The sequence below is a fragment of the Mycolicibacterium fluoranthenivorans genome (assembly GCF_011758805.1).
In the GTDB taxonomy this organism is placed as follows: Bacteria; Actinomycetota; Actinomycetes; order Mycobacteriales; family Mycobacteriaceae; genus Mycobacterium; species Mycobacterium fluoranthenivorans.
Map to the genome: position 1 here is coordinate 599638 of NZ_JAANOW010000001.1, position 18337 is coordinate 617974.

General features: G+C 65.1%; 13 protein-coding genes and 2 pseudogenes. 5 read left to right on the plus strand and 10 right to left on the minus strand.

The features are described from left to right. Positions 1-44: 44 nt before the first annotated feature. The 5 genes from FHU31_RS02905 to FHU31_RS02925 form a co-directional block, all read right to left on the minus strand. The gene (locus tag FHU31_RS02905) at positions 45-716 is read right to left on the minus strand and encodes an RsiV family protein (protein WP_167155691.1); all 672 of its coding nucleotides are present in this window, start codon (positions 714-716) and stop codon (positions 45-47) included. Next, positions 713-1771: a hypothetical protein gene (locus tag FHU31_RS02910; RefSeq protein ID WP_167155693.1), complete on the minus strand. Its 1059-nt coding sequence runs from the start codon at positions 1769-1771 to the stop codon at positions 713-715. Before FHU31_RS02910 ends, FHU31_RS02905 begins: the two co-directional genes overlap by 4 nt. Positions 1772-2005: 234 nt before the next feature. After that, the gene (locus tag FHU31_RS02915) at positions 2006-2401 is read right to left on the minus strand and encodes a hypothetical protein (RefSeq protein WP_167155697.1); all 396 of its coding nucleotides are present in this window, start codon (positions 2399-2401) and stop codon (positions 2006-2008) included. After that, complete coding sequence (locus FHU31_RS02920; protein WP_167155700.1) at positions 2398-2856, minus strand: hypothetical protein; 459 nt, start codon at positions 2854-2856, stop codon at positions 2398-2400. The genes FHU31_RS02915 and FHU31_RS02920 overlap by 4 nt, the downstream gene beginning before the upstream one ends. Before the next feature lie 79 nt (positions 2857-2935). After that, positions 2936-3574: a DUF1361 domain-containing protein gene (locus FHU31_RS02925; RefSeq protein WP_167155704.1), complete on the minus strand. Its 639-nt coding sequence runs from the start codon at positions 3572-3574 to the stop codon at positions 2936-2938. A 154-nt stretch (positions 3575-3728) separates the two neighbouring features. Here FHU31_RS02925 and FHU31_RS02930 point away from each other — a divergent pair, with 154 nt between their 5' ends. Further along, positions 3729-4013: a hypothetical protein gene (locus FHU31_RS02930; protein ID WP_234901125.1), complete on the plus strand. Its 285-nt coding sequence runs from the start codon at positions 3729-3731 to the stop codon at positions 4011-4013. A 4-nt stretch (positions 4014-4017) separates the two neighbouring features. Here the strand turns inward: FHU31_RS02930 and FHU31_RS02935 are convergent, their stop codons facing one another. Continuing rightward, positions 4018-5853: an acyl-CoA dehydrogenase gene (locus tag FHU31_RS02935; RefSeq protein WP_167155707.1), complete on the minus strand. Its 1836-nt coding sequence runs from the start codon at positions 5851-5853 to the stop codon at positions 4018-4020. Between the two features lie 249 nt (positions 5854-6102). Between FHU31_RS02935 and FHU31_RS02940 the strand changes: the two genes are divergently transcribed. Beyond that, positions 6103-7182 carry an NAD(P)H-dependent amine dehydrogenase family protein gene (locus FHU31_RS02940; protein ID WP_167155709.1) on the plus strand — a complete coding sequence of 360 codons (1080 nt, stop codon included), beginning with the start codon at positions 6103-6105 and terminating at the stop codon, positions 7180-7182. Here FHU31_RS02940 and FHU31_RS02945 read toward each other — a convergent pair. After that, a pseudogene (locus FHU31_RS02945) lies at positions 7179-9020 on the minus strand (type I polyketide synthase); the annotation flags it as partial. The gene FHU31_RS02940 and the pseudogene FHU31_RS02945 sit on opposite strands and share 4 nt — an antisense overlap. 133 nt (positions 9021-9153) lie before the next feature. On the opposite strand from FHU31_RS02945, the pseudogene FHU31_RS02950 reads away from it, so the two are divergent. The 3 genes and pseudogenes from FHU31_RS02950 to pe form a co-directional block, all read left to right on the plus strand. After that, positions 9154-9786: pseudogene (locus FHU31_RS02950) on the plus strand (acyltransferase); the annotation flags it as partial. Positions 9787-9880: 94 nt separating this feature from the next. Further along, complete coding sequence (locus FHU31_RS02955; protein WP_308206775.1) at positions 9881-12859, plus strand: MMPL/RND family transporter; 2979 nt, start codon at positions 9881-9883, stop codon at positions 12857-12859. Further along, a complete protein-coding gene (gene pe / locus FHU31_RS02960; RefSeq protein ID WP_167155712.1) occupies positions 12856-13989 on the plus strand; it encodes an acyltransferase PE in 1134 nt (377 codons plus the stop codon). The genes FHU31_RS02955 and pe overlap by 4 nt, the downstream gene beginning before the upstream one ends. Positions 13990-14092: 103 nt before the next feature. On the opposite strand, the gene FHU31_RS02965 is transcribed toward pe, so the two are convergent. From FHU31_RS02965 to FHU31_RS02975, 3 genes are all read right to left on the minus strand, one after another. Beyond that, a complete protein-coding gene (locus FHU31_RS02965; RefSeq protein ID WP_167155714.1) occupies positions 14093-14578 on the minus strand; it encodes a hypothetical protein in 486 nt (161 codons plus the stop codon). A gap of 503 nt (positions 14579-15081) precedes the next feature. Next, positions 15082-16794: an AMP-binding protein gene (locus FHU31_RS02970; RefSeq protein ID WP_167155717.1), complete on the minus strand. Its 1713-nt coding sequence runs from the start codon at positions 16792-16794 to the stop codon at positions 15082-15084. A gap of 113 nt (positions 16795-16907) precedes the next feature. Beyond that, entirely contained in the window at positions 16908-18131 is a 1224-nt protein-coding gene (locus FHU31_RS02975; protein WP_167155721.1) for a glycoside hydrolase family 5 protein, read from the minus strand. Positions 18132-18337: the final 206 nt, after the last annotated feature.

Consider the following 18337-nt stretch of genomic DNA (forward strand, 5'->3'; position numbering starts at 1 on the left):
TCTCGCCGCCGGCGCTGCTGTGAGCAGAACGGCGACCGGTTCGCTCAGATCAATACCGATGCCAGTTCGCTGCGGGAGATCGACACCCGCTGCGGGCCCGCGACCTCCGGCAGCCACATGCCTTGGCCGATGTAGAAGATCACCGCGTCGTCGGTGAGCGCGAAGTCCTGATACACCCTGGCGCCCAGGGTGTTGTGCGGTGCCGGGTCCAGGTAGCCGACCCAACGCCTCTCCATCTCGCGTTGCACGATCGGGTCGAGCGCGCCGACGGCGCCTGGTGTGAATGCGGTGCCGAACGTGATCGGTGCGTGCGTGCCGAGGTCGTAGTTGAACGCGTGGAACGACGTCACCGGGTGGGCGCCGGTGTCGCCGTACACCTCGAGCACGACGCTCGCCGTCGAGCGCGATGCGTACGAATGCGGGGTGATGCCGCGGTCGTACGTGCGGTCCCGCCGCGGGATGGACCCGACGAAAGCAATGAAATCGTCCTTATTCGTGGTGATGTAGTCGGTCAGCGACTGCTGGTCGGGGTAGTCCAGCGAATAGCTGATATCGATTGCGTACGTGTCGCTTTCGGCCTTGATGCGGCAGATTCGAGCGGCCTCGACGGACCCGCCCAGGTCTGCGCAACTGCGTATCGGCTGCGCCGAGGCGGGGGCACCGAAGGTGATGGCGCCGATAAGAAGCGCGGCCCATGCCGTGATGAGCCGGGTCACGGCGTGACCGGGTAAAGGCGGACGTCTTCCACGCCGCCGCCGTTGATCGGCGCGCCGAGGAGTACGTCCGACGTGTTGGTGGCGGGGTCGTAGGACACCAGCGAATTGCCGCCACCACAACCGACTTGGCCCACCACCATCAGTTTGTCAGCGCTGACGCCGGCCAGTCCGACACTGGCACTGACACCTGGGATATGAATGCGCTCGGTGTGCCCATCTGCGGTCAGCTTGGAGACGAAGCTGGTGCCGCATGCGCCCGAGGTGGGCAGGAAGGTGCCGTTGGCGGTCTTGAAGGCGGTCCAGTTGCCGTAGTTGCCCTCGAACCCCGGTTGGTCGTCGTGCGTGTTGACCGCTGTGAGCGCGGTGGGCTTTCGGCCGTCCAGGGGCACGGTCCACAACTGCTCACCACCGCCGCGCTGAATTTCGCAATGGGCAAGCAGCACCTTGTCGGTCCACCACTTCACCGGTGCGCAGGTGGCGTTCGACATCGGTACCGGCAGGGTTCGGTCGATCGACCCGTCGTTGCCGACGATCACCAAGCTGTTATCCGACCTGGGCACGACCTCGTTGCCGAGGTTGGCGGTGGAGAGCACCAACTGTGTTCCGTCGGGGAACGCGAGGTAGTCGCCGCTGAACTGCCCGGCACCACCCAGATCCTCTGTCGGATAGGACATCTGCACATTACCGCTGGCGTCGATACGTGTCAGCGTCCCCGGCTCGGCACCGTTGTAGCTGGTCGACACCAGGAATGCCCTGCCGTTGGGTTGCGTGTACCGCGCCGTTCCGGTGACGGGGAAGGACGTGCGCTCACCGGTACGCAGATCAAGGGAGATCGCTTGTCCGTCTTGACCGTAACCCGGGGTCAGCAGTACATGGCTGCCGTCGCCGGACCAGTCGGACACGTGGGTGGCAATCTCGGCGGGACCGAACTCGGCCATCGGGTAGCGCTCCCCGGCGGGGGAGACAAGGTAGAGGACCTGGGTGGCGGTCTCCGGGGTGGGCTCGCCGGGGACGGGCGGCGTGCCGGGGTGATGCGGAGTGACGGGGCTCCACATGGCCACCACCCAGCCCGGCCCGACCTGATCCCACGGTGCGTCGGCGGCAGTGCGCTCAGACCCCTTCGCGGCGACAGGCGCTGATGCCGGTGCGGTCGCCTGCACGGGCGACGCAGGACGATTACTGGTTTGGCCCGCAACCGAAGTCGGCTCCGACGTGCAGCCGGCAAGCATGATCGAGGCGAGCGCTGCGACGCACACGGTGTGAGTGGTGAAGTGGTTCATGACGGGCTCTCAGGAGAATCGGTCGATCGCGATACGCGCGAATCGGGTTACGGTGTCGCAGGATTGGTAGGTTGCGGTGGCGCGGTAGATACGGTTGTCGTTCAGCCGCGCGATCACTGTCGTGGACGGCGGTGTGGTCATCGGTTCGGTGATACAGACCGGCTCGGCGGCGGCGGGCATTGCCTCCGGTGCCAGCACTTCGGAGCTGATGCCCAGACCGGGTTGTTCGCCGGATATCGCGTACCAGCAGCCGGCTTGTCGCGGTGTTGCGGCGACCGGTTGTCCGAGGATGTCCGTTGCTTCTCGGACGCTCACCCAGTCGCATGGTGTCGACGCGTCGGCAGTCGCGGTCGGGGCGAGCGTCACCGCCGAACCGGCCAGCAACAACGCCGCAAGGAGCTTCATGACCGCGGCCGGTAGCACTTGCCGGCGGGCCAGTTCCACAGCGCACGGATGTTCTCGGGGATCGGGCACGGTGCCTGCCCGGCTGGTATCGGTCCGAAGCCGATCGCGGTCGGGATCCAGGTGGCGCCGGGGATACCCGGCTGCATGAACGACATGTAGCTGTTCTGGTCTTGGAGCTGGATCGCTGCCTCGGGATGGGTACCGTCGGTGTGCAAGGCGGCAGCGGCCCAGCGGATTCCGGTCTCCGGGTCCACGGCATAGTAGGACTGGCCTTCGCGCAGGCCGGTGAATTCCGACGCCGGCCGCCCGGTCAGCACTGCGCCGGCCTGTATCAGCTCGGCGCGCACATCCGGTGTCAGCGGTAGGTTCACCGCGTCGTCGGCGTGCGCGACCGGTGACAGCACAGTGGCGACGGCGAATGCCGCGATGGCGGTGGTGATGAGTGTGCGTGGCACGGCAGCTCCCTTTCAGTCACCCGAAATGCTGCGACCGCCGTCTTGGCACATTCTTGGGGGCACATTCTTGGCTCGTGCATCAGTCCGAGTCGAGGCCGTCCAGCGCCCAGATCGTGAGGTAGGCCAGGCCGAAGAACACAGCGACCGCCACTGCCACGCCCGTCGATTGCACGTACGCCAGCGGTGAGCGCACCCATTCCAGCGTCCCTGCCACCACCGCGTCCGGCCGCGTGACCAGATCCCACGAGTTCCACCGCTGGAACCGCCCGATCACCACGCCGACAGCGCACAACCCCACCGACACGATGACCAGAAACCACCCGGCGGCCGCGCCGAACTGCCTCTCGACGCGATTGTGCACCAGCCGCATCGATACCACACCGAGGACGATGCCCGTCCACGCCGCGAATCCGTACTGCAGGATGTGCCGCCACAGCTCGACATCATCACCCAGGTGCACCAGATCGGTCACCAGATAGGGCGAGTTCGGCAGGAATGCCAGCCACAGCACGCCCAGCGGCAGCAGCCAGATCCCGCGCCGCACACTGGCGAAGGCGACCGCGGCCACCATCGGGATCCACGCCAGGAACAGATTCCAGATCAGGAACCGCGAGGGATAGGACAGCGGCGCCTCGGGATCCGTCACACCCAGCACCACGGTCAGCGCGGTGGTGGCGGCCAGGGAGACGAGCAGGATGGCGCGTCGGGCATGCAGCATGACGTCAATCCTGCCGATACGCGCCGTGCCGTTCCCCCGATCGGGGGACAACCACTTCACCCGGTGCATCCACCGGTCACCCGACAGATCCTGAGCGCCGTGCGGCGCATTGTTATCGCAACGGAGAAAACAACCCACACAAAGGATTACCGAAATGATCAAGCACCTGGGCCTCAGCATCGTCACCGCGGGCATCATCGGCGCAGGCGCTCTCGGCCTGGCCGGCACCGCCGCCGCGGCCACCACCGCGCAGGCCCCGAGCGGCCCCGGCTACTCCTACAGCCCCGAGGTCAAGGCCCACCCGGCCCCGACCATGGCGCCCGGCTGGCACGCCCACCACGGCGCCGCCCGCATCGCTGTCCTGCAGAACCGCCGACACACCGAAGCATGCCCCAAACGACAAGTGCCCCCGGGATCGCCGGGGGCACTTGGTCTATGAGAGATCAGAAGGAGGCTTCGGACAGCTCCATGACCTCGTTGTCGATACCGTCGAGGACGGTGCGGGTGCTGGTCAGCAGCGGCAGGAAGTTCTTCGCGAAGAACGACGCGGCCGCGACCTTGCCGTCGAGGAAGGCCTTCTCCTCGCCGGTGGCACCGGCGTCGAGGCGCTCGATGGCGACGGCGGCCTCACGCTGCAGCAGCCAGCCGACCATCAGATCGCCGACCGAGAGCAGGAAGCGCACCGAACCCAGGCCCACCTTGTAGATGCTCGCGGCATCTTCCTGCGCGGCCATCAGGTAGCCGGTCAGGGTGGCGGCCATGCCCTGCACGTCCTCCAGGGCGGTGGCCAGCAGCGCACGCTCGGCCTTCAGGCGACCGTTGCCCGACTCGTTCTTGATGAACGTGTCGATCTGGCCGGCCACGTAGGACAGCGCCTGGCCCTTGTCGCGGATGATCTTGCGGAAGAAGAAGTCCTGCGCCTGGATGGCGGTGGTGCCTTCGTAGAGCGAGTCGATCTTGGCGTCGCGGATGTACTGCTCGATCGGGTAGTCCTGCAGGAAGCCGGAACCACCGAAGGTCTGCAGCGACTCGGTGAGCTTGGCGTAGGCCTGCTCGGAGCCGTAACCCTTGACGATCGGGAGCAGCAGGTCGTTGACCCGCAGTGCCAGGTCCGCGTCCACACCGTGCAGCGCCTGGGCCACCTCGTCGTCCTGGAAGGTGGCGGTGTACAGGTACAGCGCGCGCATGCCCTCGGCGTAGGACTTCTGGGTCATCAGCGAACGACGCACGTCCGGGTGGTGCGTGATGGTCACGCGCGGCGCGGTCTTGTCGGTCATCTGGGTCAGATCGGCACCCTGCACGCGCTCCTTGGCGTACTCCAGAGCGTTGAGGTAACCGGTCGACAGGGTGGCGATGGCCTTGGTGCCGACCATCATGCGGGCTTGTTCGATGACGTCGAACATCTGCGCGATGCCGTTGTGCACCTCGCCGACGAGCCAGCCGACGGCGGGCTTGTCGTGCTGGCCGAAGGTCAGCTCACAGGTGGCCGAAACCTTCAGGCCCATCTTGTGCTCGACGTTGGTCACGTAGACGCCGTTGCGCTCGCCCAGCTCGCCGGTCTCGAAGTCGAAGTGGTACTTCGGCACGAAGAACAGCGACAGACCCTTGGTGCCGGGGCCGGCGCCCTCGGGGCGGGCCAGGACCAGGTGGAAGATGTTCTCGAACATGTCATCGGCCTCGGCGGAGGTGATGAAGCGCTTCACACCGTCGATGTGCCAGGAGCCGTCCTCCTGCTTGACGGCCTTGGTGCGTCCGGCGCCGACGTCGGAGCCCGCGTCGGGCTCGGTCAGCACCATGGTGGCGCCCCAGTCGCGCTCAGCGGCGATGACGGCCCACTTCTTCTGCTCTTCGGTGCCGTTGTGCGCGAAGATCTGCGCGAACGCCGAACCGCCGGCGTACATCCACACGGCCGGGTTGGCGCCCAGGATGTGCTCGTTGAGTGCCCACAGCAGCGCCTTGGGGGCGGGCACGCCGCCGAGTTCCTCGTCGAGGCTGACCTTGTTCCAGCCGCCCTCGATGGTCACCTTGACCGACTTCTTGAAGGACTCGGGCAGCTTGACGGTGTGAGTCTTGGGGTCGAACACCGGCGGGTTGCGATCGCCGTCGGCGAACGATTCGGCGACCGGGCCCTCGGCCAGGCGCGCCATCTCGGAGATCATCTCCTTGGCGGTGTCGGCGTCCAGATCGCTGAACGAACCGGCACCGAGCGCCTTGTCGAGACCGAGTACGTCGAACAGGGTAAAGACCTGGTCACGGACGTTGCTCTTGTAGTGGCCCACGGTTTCTCCTCAATGAGATGGAAGCTGTCGGTTGGGTACTCAGGGCTAAGTTACCCACCAGTAACTGGCCTGAACTATACCGCCCGGTAACCCCATCGCAAAGGGGCTCTGAGCAAATTGTCGCCAGCGAACCAACCGCCTGGTTGATTGGGCGGCTCTCGACGCTCATTTTTGCCGTTTGACCTGCAATGACATTCAATCTGTGATGCTCGCCACGGAGGCGCTCAACAAACCTCTAAGGTGAGGCGCATGAGGCGTGTGGTGGTATGGGGAACGGGCAATATGGGCTCGACGGCGATCCGCTCGACGGTCGCCTTCCCGGGTCTTGAGCTGGCCGGCGTCATCACCTCGTCCGCCGACAAGGCCGGCCGCGACGCCGCCTCGTTTGCCGGACTTCCGGACTCCACCGGCGTGCTGGCCACCACCGATGTCGACGACGCCCTGACCGGGGCCGACGCGGTGGCCTATATGGCCTCCGGCGATATCCGGCCCGAGGAGGCGATCGCCGATATCGAGCGCGCGCTCAAGGCCGGCGCGCATGTAGTGACGCCGTCGCTTTACTCGCTCTACGACCCGCGCTCGGCGCCACCGGAGTGGGTGGCCCGGCTCACCTCGGCAGCCGAAGCGGGCGGGGTGTCCCTTCTGGTCAGTGGCGTCGACCCGGGCTGGGGCAACGACGCGCTCGCGGTGCTCGCGGCGGGTTTGTGTACCCGCATCAAGACCATCCGTTGCCAGGAGATCTTCGACTACTCCACCTACAACCAGCCGCATTCGGTGAAGGTGCTCTGCGGTTTCGGCGGGCCGATGGACGAGACACCGATGATGCTGTTGCCGTCCATCCCGACCATGGTGTGGGGCGGTAACGTCCGCCTGATCGGGCGAGGGCTCGGCCTGGAGATCGACGAGATCACCGAGGACGTCCAGCGTCTGGCGCTCACCGAGGATGTCGACACCGTGATGGGCACCTTCGAGAAGGGCACCCAGGGAGCGTTTCGGCTCAAGGTGATCGGCTGGGCCGGCGGACAGCAGCGGGTGGTCATCGAACACATCACCCGGATCCATCCGTCCGTCGCACCGGAGTGGCCGGCTCCCGATCAGGGCGCCGGCGATCACCGGGTGATCATCGACGGCGATCCGGAGTTGACCATCGTCGTGCGGGCCGACGTACCGGGTGGCACCCGGGCCGACGGCGGCAACACCACGGCGGCCAACCGTCTGCTGGGGGCCATCGAATGGCTGGCCACCCAGCCCGCCGGGATCTACGACGGGCTGGATGTGCCGATCCATCCTTCGCTGCCACTCGAGGTGGAAGCGACGCGCTGGGCCTAGTCCGCGGCGGCCGGGGCCGGCTCCTCGGCAGGCGCCTCCGGCGTGACCGGGGCCGCTGGGGCATCCGAATCAGGCAGCTGCGAGACCAGGTGCTCGGCCAACTCTCCGATGGTCGGGTAGTCGAACACCGCCGTCGGGCTGATGTCGAACTTGCCACCGAACTGACCGAACAGCCGGTTGCGCAGCTCGACGGCCATCAGCGAGTCGGTGCCCAGATCCAGGAACCTGCTGGACGCCGCCGGCGGCTGCGCCAGCCGCAGGAAGCCCTGCACCTCGCGCTGCAGGAATTCGGTGATGAACCCGCCGCGCGCTGCCACCGGCAGCTCCTGCAGTTGCCGCAGCAACTCGCTGTCGCCCTGCACCGATCCGTCACCGCTGGGCAGCACCTGATCCAGCAGCGGCGGGCGGATGCCGCCCAGCATCTTCGCTGTGCGTTGCCAGTTCGCCTTCAGCACAGTGACCTGCGCCGCGCCGTGCCGGATCGCCTCGCCGAGGGCGGCCAGCGCCGCCGACGGCTCCAGCGGCATCATGCCCTGCGCACTGAGGTTGGCGACGGCGGCCTGCGAGCTGGCCATACCGCCATGACCCCACGGCCCGAAGTTGACGGCGGTGGCCGGCAGCCCCTGCGCCCGCCGCTGTGCCACAAGCCCGTCGAGCAGCGCGTTGGCGGTGGCGTAGTTGGCCTGCGACGGCGAACCGAGCACCGCGGACGCAGACGAGTACACGATGAAGAACTCGAGGTCATCGTCCTTGGTCAACCGGTGCAGGTGGTGCGCACCATAGGCTTTCGGGCCCAACGTCGTCCGGAAGTGCTCCAGATCCTGCTGCGGGAGCAGCGCATCGTCGAGCACACCGGCCAGGTGTGCGATACCGGCCAGCGGCGGCAGTTCGGCGCGGATCTTGTCCAACAGCGCCGCCACCGAAACCTCGTCCCCGACGTCGGCCGAGAACACGTGGATCCGGCAGTGGAACCGCTCGGTGATGGCGTCGATGGCCTGCTGGGTCTCCGCGTCGGGGGTACGCCGGCTGGTCAGCACGATGTCCCCGGCGCCGAGCTGAGCCAGATAGGACGCCGTGTGCAAGCCGAGCGCACCCAGCCCACCGGTGAGCAGGTAGCTCCGATCGCCATGCGGCTGAAGCGGTTTCGGCATCTGCACGACGATCTTGCCGATGTGCCGAGCCTGCTGCATCCGGCGGAACGCGGTCCTGGCCTCGGTCAGCGGGTAGACCTCGGCGGGCACCGGGGTCCACACACCGGTGGCCAACCCCTCGGACACCTCCGCCATCAGCTTCTGGATGTGATCGGGGTCGGACATCATCGTCACGTCCAGCGCCACGATCTCGTAGTTGATATCGGGCCGCACCTCGGCCATCCGCTCGACGGGCCAGATATCGCGCTTGGCGATCTCGGCGAACCGACCGCCGTGGGCCGTGGCCCGCAACGTCGCTTCGATGAAGCCCTCACTGGTCAAGGAGTTGAGCACCACGTCCACACCCGCGCCGTCGGTATCCGCGAGGATCTGATCCGCGAAATCCGTTGTCCGCGAGTCGTAGACGTACTCCACACCCATCTCCCGCAGCGTGGCGCGCTTGTACTTGCTCGCGGTGGCGAACACGATCGCGCCGTGCTGGCGGGCCATCTGGACCGCGGCCAGACCCACGCCGCCGCTGGCGGCGTGGATGAGCACCTTGTCGCCGGGCTTGAGCTGCGCCCAGTCGAAGGCCAACCGGACCGTCAGTGCCGCAGCGGAGATGGTCGCCGCATCCACCGAGCTGACGCCGTCGGGTACCACTGCCAGCAGCGGTGCCGGGACGTTGAGCCGGCTGGAGAACGCGCCCGAGCAGTACTGGGACGTCCTGCACCAGGGGCGCGACGCGGTCTCGGAGATCCCACCAGCGACGAGCTGCACGCCGTGTCGACGGTGACCGCCGGGCCGCACGAGGTCTCCAGCAGCAGCCGATGCGGTCGGCGAGATGTTGCTCGACGCAGATCAGACGGCACGATTCGAAGCGGCGTGCACCGCGGCGGGTACGCGTTTCGTCGGCGGCCTGTACGCGTGCACCGCCATGGTCGAACACGAGCTGACCGGTGCGGCGACCTACTACGGGCTCACCCCGCGGGACACCCGCCGCACATCGGACAACTTCATGACCCAGGGCTGGTTCACTGGCCTGGTCCCGATCACCGTCCCGATCGCCGCGACGACTTTCGCCGAAGCCGCGTGGGCGGCGCAGACTTCGTTCGATTCCGGGCTCAATCTGGCGAGGGTTCCGTATTACCGCGTACTGGAATTGGCGCCGTGGTTGGAGAACCCGCATCCGAACTTTCCCGTTTCGAACTTCCTGCACGGTGGCGCAGCTCCGCTGAACGCGGTGATCGCTGCAGCTGAGATGGGTTATTCGAACAATATCGGAATTTACTCCGACGGCAGATTCTCCTATCAGTTGACGATCTACGTATTCCGGTACGAGGCCGGTACGGCAATGGCGGTGATGTTTCCGGACAACCCGGTCGCCCAGAAGTCGGTCGCCCGCTACATCGCCACGATGAAGTCCGTGGTCGAGCAGGTGGCTGACAGCGGCGATTGGGGCCGTTTTGGGTAGGTTGCCGTGCAGGGCCGGACAGCACGACGCGGCTTGAGCTTGTGACAGTGATTTTCGGGGGCCAGAGAATACGAGGACCACAGGTGGGGGCAACGTGCGCCGACTAGCTGATTTTGTCGTGCGAATGCCCTGGGCGGTGGTCGGCCTGTGGGTTGCCTTGGCGGTGGTGCTGCCGCTGACGTTCCCGAGCCTGAACGAGATGGCTCAGAAACACCCGCTGGCCATGCTGCCGGCCGATGCGCCGTCCAGCGTCGCCGCCAAGCAGATGACCGAGGCGTTCCACGAGCCCGGCGGCGATGACCTTCTGTTGGTGGTCCTGACCGATGAGCGTGGGCTCGGTCCGGCCCATGAGGCCACCTACCGCAAATTGGTCGACGCGCTGCGCGATGACCAGCAAGACGTGGTGATGCTGCAGGATTTCGTCGGGACGCCCGCCCTGCGGTCGTTCCTGACGAGTAAGGACGGCAAGTCCTGGGTCCTGCCGGTGGGTCTTGCGGGTGCGTTGGGCACCCCGCAGTCCTATGCCGCCTTCACCCGGGTGGCCGAGATCGTCAAACAGAACACCGCGGGAAGCCCGCTGGAGGTCCACCTCACCGGCCCGGCGGCCACCGTCGCCGACCTGACTGTCGCGGGGCAGCGCGACCGTCTGCCGATCGAGATCGCGATCGCCGTCCTGGTGCTCCTGGTGCTGCTGGTGGTGTACCGCAATCCGGTCACCATGCTGCTGCCGTTGACCGGTATCGGGATCTCTCTCGTGATCGCGCAGTCCCTGGTGGCCGGCTTGTCGCAGCTGACCGGCCTGGGGGTGTCCAACCAGGCCATCATTCTGCTCAGCGCGATCATCGCGGGTGCCGGCACGGACTACGCGGTCTTCCTGATCAGTCGCTACCACGACTACGTGCGAATGGGCGAGAGCTCCGAGGACGCGGTCCGGCATGCCCTGGGTTCGGTGGGGAAGGTGATCACGGCGTCGGCGGCGACCATCGGACTCACCTTCGTCGGGATCAGTTTCGCCCGGATGGGAGTGTTCTCCACGGTCGGTGTGTCCTCCGCGATCGGGATCGGGGTGGCCTTCCTGGCCGCCCTGACACTGCTGCCGGCCATCCTCGCCATCGTCGGGCCACGGGGCTGGGTCACGCCGCGGCGCGAGCTGACCACGCGGATGTGGCGCCGGTCCGGGATTCGCATCGTGCGCCGCCCGCGACTGCACCTGGTGGCCAGTCTGCTGGTGCTGATGCTGCTGGCCAGCTGTGTCGGTCTGGCGAAGTACAACTACGACGACCGCAAAGCGGTACAGGCGTCGGACCCGAGTTCGGTCGGGTATGCAGCGCTGGAACGCCATTTCGACCTCAACCAGTCGGTTCCGTCCTATGTCTTGGTCCGGTCGCCGCACGATCTGCGTACCCCGCAGTCCCTCGCGGACCTGGAGCAGATGGCCGAACGCATCACCCAGGTGCCCGATATCTCGATGGTCAGCGGTATCACCCGGCCGCTCGGCGTGGTGCCGCAGGAGTTCCGGGCCACCTACCAAGCCGGACTGGTCGGTGATCGACTGGGTACCGGCGCCGACATGATCACCCAGAACATGACCGACCTCAATCGGCTGTCGAAGGGGGCGGGCACCCTGGCGACCGGCCTCGGCGATGTCCGCGGTCAGGTCAACCAGATCGCCGGGACCATCCAGCAGATGGTCAACGCCTTCTCGTCGATGCGCGACCAGAACGGCGGCGACAAGCTGGTCCGCAACGTCGAAGTCGGCGCCAAGCTGGTCGACAGCATCAACCAGCTCGGCAGTTCGATGGGCATCAGCGTCACGGCTGCCAAGGACATGTTCGCCTGGGTGGGGCCGGTGCTGACGGCACTGCAGGGCAATGTGACCTGCGATCTGGACGCCTCGTGCAGTGAGACCCGTGCGCACTTCTCCCGGCTGGCCCAGGCACGCCAGGACGGCACCCTGGATGAGATCAATAAGCTTGCGGGACAACTACAGTCGATGCAAGACAGGCAATCGCTGAATACCTCGCTGAATCAGCTGGGCACCGCCTTCACCAACCTCACCAAGCTGATGAAGACGTTGGGTCTGGACTCGCCCGCCGGGGCGCAGGCGACTTTGGGCAAGCTTCGGCAACAGGCCGACCGTTCGGCGACCGGCAGCCGTGAGGTGGCGACCGGGGTGAACGAGGTGGTCGACCAGATCCAGCTCATGCGCAGCGGTCTGGACCAGGCGTCGGCGTTCCTGCTGTCGATGAAGCAGAACGCGGCGGGCCCCGCGATGGCGGGATTCAACATCCCGCCCGAGGTGCTGCAGCTGCCGGACTTCAAGGCCGCCGCCAAGATGTTCATCTCGCCGGACGGGCACTCGGTGCGCTACCTGGTGCTCACCAAACTCGATCCGTTCAGTGTCGCGGCGATGGATCAGGTCAACGCGATCAGTGACGCGGCCAAGGGCGCTCAGCCGAACACCAGCCTGGCCGACGCGTCGATCTCGATGGGCGGATACCCGGCCGCGCTGAGCGACACCCGCGACTACTACCAAATGGACATCCGGTTCATCATCGCCGTCACCATCATCGTGGTGCTGCTGACGTTGATGCTGCTGCTCCGTTCGGTCATCGCACCGCTGTATCTGGTGGGGTCCGTGGTGATTTCGTTCTTCGCGGCGCTCGGTATCGGTGTGCTGGTGTTCCAGTACGGCTTCGGTCAGCAGTTGCACTGGACCGTGCCACCGTTGGCCTTCGTGGTGTTGGTCGCGGTGGGGGCGGACTACAACCTGCTCTTCGCGTCCCGACTGCGCGACGAGTCTCCGCACGGCACGCGGTACGGCATCATCCGGACGCTGTCATCGACGGGCGGTGTGATCACGGCGGCGGGCCTGATCTTCGCGGCCTCGATGTGGGGTCTGCTGTTCTCCAGCATCGGTACCGTGGTGCAAGGCGGGTTCGTCATCGGTGCCGGAATCCTGCTGGACACATTCCTGGTCCGGACCATCACCGTGCCGGCCATCGCTACGCTGGTCGGCAAGGCGAACTGGTGGCCATCTCGACCGAAATCGCAGGGGAGCAGTCAGGCATGAGGAAACTTCTCGCCGCGGTGACGGTGCTGGTGACGGTCAGTGCCACGGGCGCCTCAGGTATCGCCGGAGCCGACGAGCCGGCGCCCGTACCCGCCCCGGGAGCGGGATCTGCTGCCCCGGAACCTCAGCGTGGCACCCCTGGCAACGCGTACGCGCTCGGTGGTGCCCATGTCCTCGGTATTCCCTATGACGAGTACATCCGCCGCACGGGCGCCGACTGGTTCCCCGGCTTGAATCGCATGAACATCCAATATCCGGCAGGTCAGGTTCAGGGGCACACCCTGGAGCGACTGTTCCCCGGCATCGGAAAGTTGGATGACGGTTTCCCGGGGCTGGGACTTGACGGCCCGAGCATCGGCGAGTCGGTCGACGTGGGTGAGGGCAACCTCATCCATGCCATCCAGACAGGTGGTAGCGGCACCGCCATGGGGTTGTCCGAGGGCGCCATGGTGCTCAACGCGGTGAAGAACCGGCTCGCCACCGATCCGGCCGCGCCTCCGCCGGATCAGTTGTCCTTCGCGACCTTCGGTGATCCTCTGACGACGAACCCGTTCGGCCAGAGCTTCCTGAGGCAGAACTTCCCGGTCGGCAGCGTCGTCCCGTCGCTGGACTTCACCATGCCGCCGGAGGTGGACAGCCAGTACGACACCTACCAATTCATCTCCCCGTACGACAGCATCGCCGACTGGCCGCAACGCCAGGACAACATCATCTCCGTCACCAACGCGATCGTCGGCCTGGCCACCGGTCACACCGCGGTGGCCTTCACCAATCCGTCGAATGTGCCGCCCCAGAATGTCGCGGTCACGTACAACTCGCGGGGCGCGAAGACGACGACGTACATGATTCCCGAGCAGCACCTCCCGCTGGTTCTCCCGTTCAAGTACATCGGGGTGGACGAGGGCACGCTGAACAAGCTCGACGGGGTGCTCAAACCCTATGTGGATGCCGGATATACGCGTAACGACAATCCGTTGACCGCTCCCATCACCGTGGATCCTGTTCGCGGCTACGACCCCGCGGTGGTCACGGCGGGGGCGAGTGAGGCCGCCTTTGGCAGTGGAGGCGTCGATCCGCTGTCTCAGCTGATGGCCGGGTTCCAGTACGTGTTGGATCACAACGTGCACTGAGCAACCCCGACGTGGCAACGAAAGTGGTTCTGAGCCGCTTACATTGTCGTACAGGGATGTTGGACTCGCTGCCGGTTGATTGCCCGGATGCCCAGGTCCGGGATCAACTCAGAGTGAAGTGGCAAAGGTCGTCATACTTGGCGCAGAAGTTCACGCAATTGTCGTACTGTTTCTTGCTCTCATAGCACCAGCTCTGATCCTTGTTGAGGTGAGCGGCCTTCTTCTCGATGCCTTTTCGGTTTCGACCTTCTGGGGACCCTGCGGAGGCGCCAGGTGATCCCGAGTCAGCCAACAGCATGTTGCAGTTCAGGTTCAACAGATAGGACGACGGGCCGCTGGGCTTTCCGCTGCCATCGAGAGGTTTAGTCTTACGCCAACTAGCCACGGTGCACTTGTCGCGATCTTGGACATCGCCAACTATTGATGCAACCACCAACGTGCCATGCCAATTGGAGATCAGTCCTTGCGCCTCGGAATACGTCTTGCCGATAAGAGGATCGCCCTTCGCTTCGGCTGGAGCGGCAAAAGTCATGACAGAAGCTGAAATCGCGGTGAGAATGATCGCGTTTGGCAAGACCTTTGAAAGCATGGCAACCCTCCGCGTGGTCAGCTGTTGCTAGTGCAGGCGTTGAATACTTCTGACCATCGCTGGGCAGTGGGATTGCAGGCTACCACGCAGATCGGGCTCTTAAATGAGGAGTTTCGAGCCCGTGACTACAGGTCACGGGCGCTTTCCATCATGGTTCTTTGCTCTGAAAGATGGGCGGCTGAGGTTTGCCGCGTAACTAGATTTGTCAGACGTTTGCGCCATTCAGTGAACAAGCAGGTTCTTGTCAGGTTTGGAAGGATTGCTGCCCTGCACTTCCTCGGCGGGGAGTAAGCGACCGCGCGTTTGCCGTTCTGATAAGACATTTCCTGTAATTCGGTATCGCAGAACTCGTTGAACCGAAGAATGCAATCTGCGGCTCACCTGTGCGGAGCTCTGGCGTCATCGATCGCTCGGGTTGCCTCGTAAACAGACGAGGCGTCTTCACCAGTCAGCGGGGCAATCTAGACATTACGCCTTCGGAATCGACTACCAACCGGCCGCTCCTATACGTCCAGTCGCACGAACTGCCCTTGACGGTGCTGCTCGATGCAGGCGGCGCGGCGGATCTTGCCGCTGGTGGTGGTCGGGATCGAGCCGGGCGCCACCAGTACGATATCGGCGACATGGAGTCCGTGTGCGCGTGAAATCGCCGCGGTCACATCGTTTTTCACCACGGCCAGGTCGTCGGAACCGTCGAGTTTCTTCAGCTCGATCACGGTGACCAACTTCTCGGTCTGCTCGTCGGGCACCGCGATGGCCGCCACCCGGCCGCGGGTGATCTGCTGAACGGTGGCCTCGATGTCTTCGGGGTAGTAGTTGCGGCCCCGCACGATCAGCATGTCCTTGATGCGTCCGACGATGAACAGATCGCCTTCCGAGATAAAGCCCCGATCGCCGGTACGCAGCCACCCCGTCTCGGGGGTACCCGCCGGCGCATCCGCCAGCGTCGCGCCGAAGGCGGACCCGGTCTGTTCGGGCTTGCACCAGTACCCGGCGGAGACGTTCTCGCCGTGGGTCCAGATCTCGCCGATGGTGCCGTCCGGACATGGTCGGCAAGTGTCGGCGTCGACGATCCGTACCAGCGGCGAGACCGGCATGCCGTACCTCATCAGGGGTGACCCACCCGGGCTGCGGGTCGCGACGCCCTCGACCAGATCCTCGGCGGCGAACTCGACGGCTTCGGGCACCCGGCCGCTGTTGCCGCTGGCCACGAAGACAGTTGCCTCGGCAAGTCCGTACGAGGGCACCATCATCTCGGGCCGGAAGCCCACGGCGCTGAACCGCTCGTTGAACTTCACCAGGGTGGGCGGATGGATCCTCTCGGCCCCGTTGATGATGCCGAGGATCCCGCTGAGGTCGAGATCGGACAGGTCGGCCTCGCTGGCGCGCCGTGCCGCGAAATCGAACGCGAAGTTAGGGGCGGCCGACCACGCGTACCTGGGCCGAGACAACGCCTGCACCCAGCGCATCGGATTGCCCAGGAACGCCAGCGGGCTCATCAGGTCCGCCGCGTGACCGGCGAAGATGGGCCCCGCGATCCCGAGCATCAAGCCCATATCGTGGTAAAACGGCAGCCACGAGACCAGTTTGGTGCCGTCGGGGAGCACGCCTCCGTGCTGGGCGAAGTAGTCGGCCATCAACTGCTCGTAGTTCGCCTGCAGATTGCGGTGGCTGATCATCACGCCGGCCGGCAACCGAGTCGACCCCGAGGTGTACTGCAGATAGGCGGTATCCGGGCCCTTTGCCGGCGCGGAGCTCGTGGGGGCGGGCCTGTCGAGATCCAGGTTGTCCACGGACACCACCGCGATCATCGCGGCACCGTCGTCGACGTACTGCGTGGCGAGGTGGGCGACCGCCGAGGTGGTCAACACGACCGCTGGCGAGGTGTCGGCGACCACGGCGCTGACCCGCTCATCATGCGAGCCGGGCACCGGCACCGACAGGGGCACAGCGATGAAACCGGCCTGCATGGCGCCCAGGAACGCCACGATGTAGTCCAGGCCCTGCGGAGCGATGATCAGCGCCCGGTCGCCGGGGGACCCGTACTGCTCGAACTCCAGCGCCGCGTTGAGCGTGCGGCGGTGCACCTGCGCCCAGGTCAGCGTCTCAGCCACACCGGCAGGGTCGACGTCATAGTCGGTGAAGGTGAAGGCTTCGGCGTCGGGAGTCGCGATGGCGCGTTCCTGGAGCAGGGTCAGGAGGGACGCGTTTGGCATGGTGGTCAGGCTACTCAACGGCTTGCCTGTGAGATGAACGGGACGATGACTGCGGGCGCGGCCACCTGCTCCTGAAACGCCGCGCAGCTGAGGTCCGTGAGCGGCCTGGATCTTCAATCCCCGAAATGACTAAGGGCATCAACCAGTTCTGGCCGTTGACCAGACGTTGTTGAAAGGGGTGTTTCCCCGTCTGTCGATGGGTACGAGGGTTGAGAGAAGCCGGTGTTGTCGAAGACCCCGAACCTCTTGTCGTCCGTAGTTCCTTGATCTGCCAGCGCCCACACGAAGGATCCGAGAATATCGACGCGGTTGTGCAGACGCTGTGCTGACTCATACCGCGCGATCCGAGCATGTGCAGGGATGTCCTGACCACCACCGTATTCGCCGATGAGCACCGGGAGTTTGGTGCGTTGAATCAAGGAGTCGATCTGAGTGGGGTCAACGCCTTCCAGGTAGATGTGCACGTCGACAAAATCAGCGCCGTCAGGGTGGACCCACAACTGATACGACAGAGATTCGGTGTCCTGCCAGAACGCTTCTGCCGTCGGGTAGCTACCGCTTGAGTCCGAGGTTGTGAGAGGTACGTTGGGAGCGACGCGTCGAATCGCAGCGTAAAGGGCGAGAACGTCATCAACTGTCAGGCCGTCAGAATGGCTCCCGCCACCCTCTTGAAAGATATCGAAGCCGATTACGTTGGGATATTTTGCCAAGGCCGCCGCCGATGCCGTAATCACCGATGTCACGGCCGGATCCCGAAAATTCCATGGAGGGACACCGCCGAGGCCGCCGAACTGGGTGTACATGTACGCCCATTTCTCGGTCAGGCTCGGGTACAGGCGCAATCCGTTTTCCTGGCAGTAGGTCGCGAGTTGTTCCCAGCGTGCGATGTACGTGGCCAGCGGGATGGCGGGCAGATCAGGATTGATACGCGCGAGCACGACCTGTGGAGCACCGATTATGCGGATTGCGTTGAGGCCAAGCGCCATTGCGCGGTCGACCTGCGGCTTGATCCAGTTCGTCCAGTCCCACTCAGCCCAGAGTCCGGGAGGCCCTGCCAATGGCTTTGGAACGATGTTGCCGCCCTTGATCTTCGGGGCTGCAATAGACGCACTGGCCAAGCGCGTATGCGATGACAGGGACTGATTGGTGCGACCGCTGAGCCGCTGCTCGTTGCTGCCAGGTACCTGAGTGAAATCAGGCGAAGTCTCGTGGTGGCCCGCGAAGCCTGAAAGTGCAGCGTTGGCAGCTTCTAGAGTGCCGGTTGCGAGAGTGGTCGCCGGATGAAAGACGCAGACCATTAATAACGCCGCCAGCATCGCTAGCAATCGTCGCAGCACGGGTCGAGTCTATCTGAGCAGCATGTCCGGTGCCCTGTGGTGAGCTCGGAGCCCCGTCTATTGGATGTCATTCATGTTTCAGCCCTGATCCAAGACTGCCGGTCAGCATCAGTTTGGGTGCACGGAGCTGGTGGCAACAAGTGACACTCCGATCCTTTGCTATGGAATTCGACGGGTTCGAGAGTCTCCTGGGTTTTGGGCGCGAG

Excerpts from the sequence above, each read along its gene's own strand:
- FHU31_RS02910 (WP_167155693.1), bottom strand. The coding sequence starts at position 1,771 with ATGTGGAGCCCCGTCACTCCGCATCACCCCGGCACGCCGCCCGTCCCC.
- FHU31_RS02915 (WP_167155697.1), bottom strand. The coding sequence starts at position 2,401 with ATGAAGCTCCTTGCGGCGTTGTTGCTGGCCGGTTCGGCGGTGACGCTC.
- FHU31_RS02925 (WP_167155704.1), bottom strand. The coding sequence starts at position 3,574 with ATGCTGCATGCCCGACGCGCCATCCTGCTCGTCTCCCTGGCCGCCACC.
- FHU31_RS02930 (WP_234901125.1), top strand. The coding sequence starts at position 3,729 with ATGATCAAGCACCTGGGCCTCAGCATCGTCACCGCGGGCATCATCGGC.
- FHU31_RS02940 (WP_167155709.1), top strand. The coding sequence starts at position 6,103 with ATGAGGCGTGTGGTGGTATGGGGAACGGGCAATATGGGCTCGACGGCG.
- pe (WP_167155712.1), top strand. The coding sequence starts at position 12,856 with ATGAGGAAACTTCTCGCCGCGGTGACGGTGCTGGTGACGGTCAGTGCC.
- FHU31_RS02965 (WP_167155714.1), bottom strand. The coding sequence starts at position 14,578 with ATGCTTTCAAAGGTCTTGCCAAACGCGATCATTCTCACCGCGATTTCA.
- FHU31_RS02970 (WP_167155717.1), bottom strand. The coding sequence starts at position 16,794 with ATGCCAAACGCGTCCCTCCTGACCCTGCTCCAGGAACGCGCCATCGCG.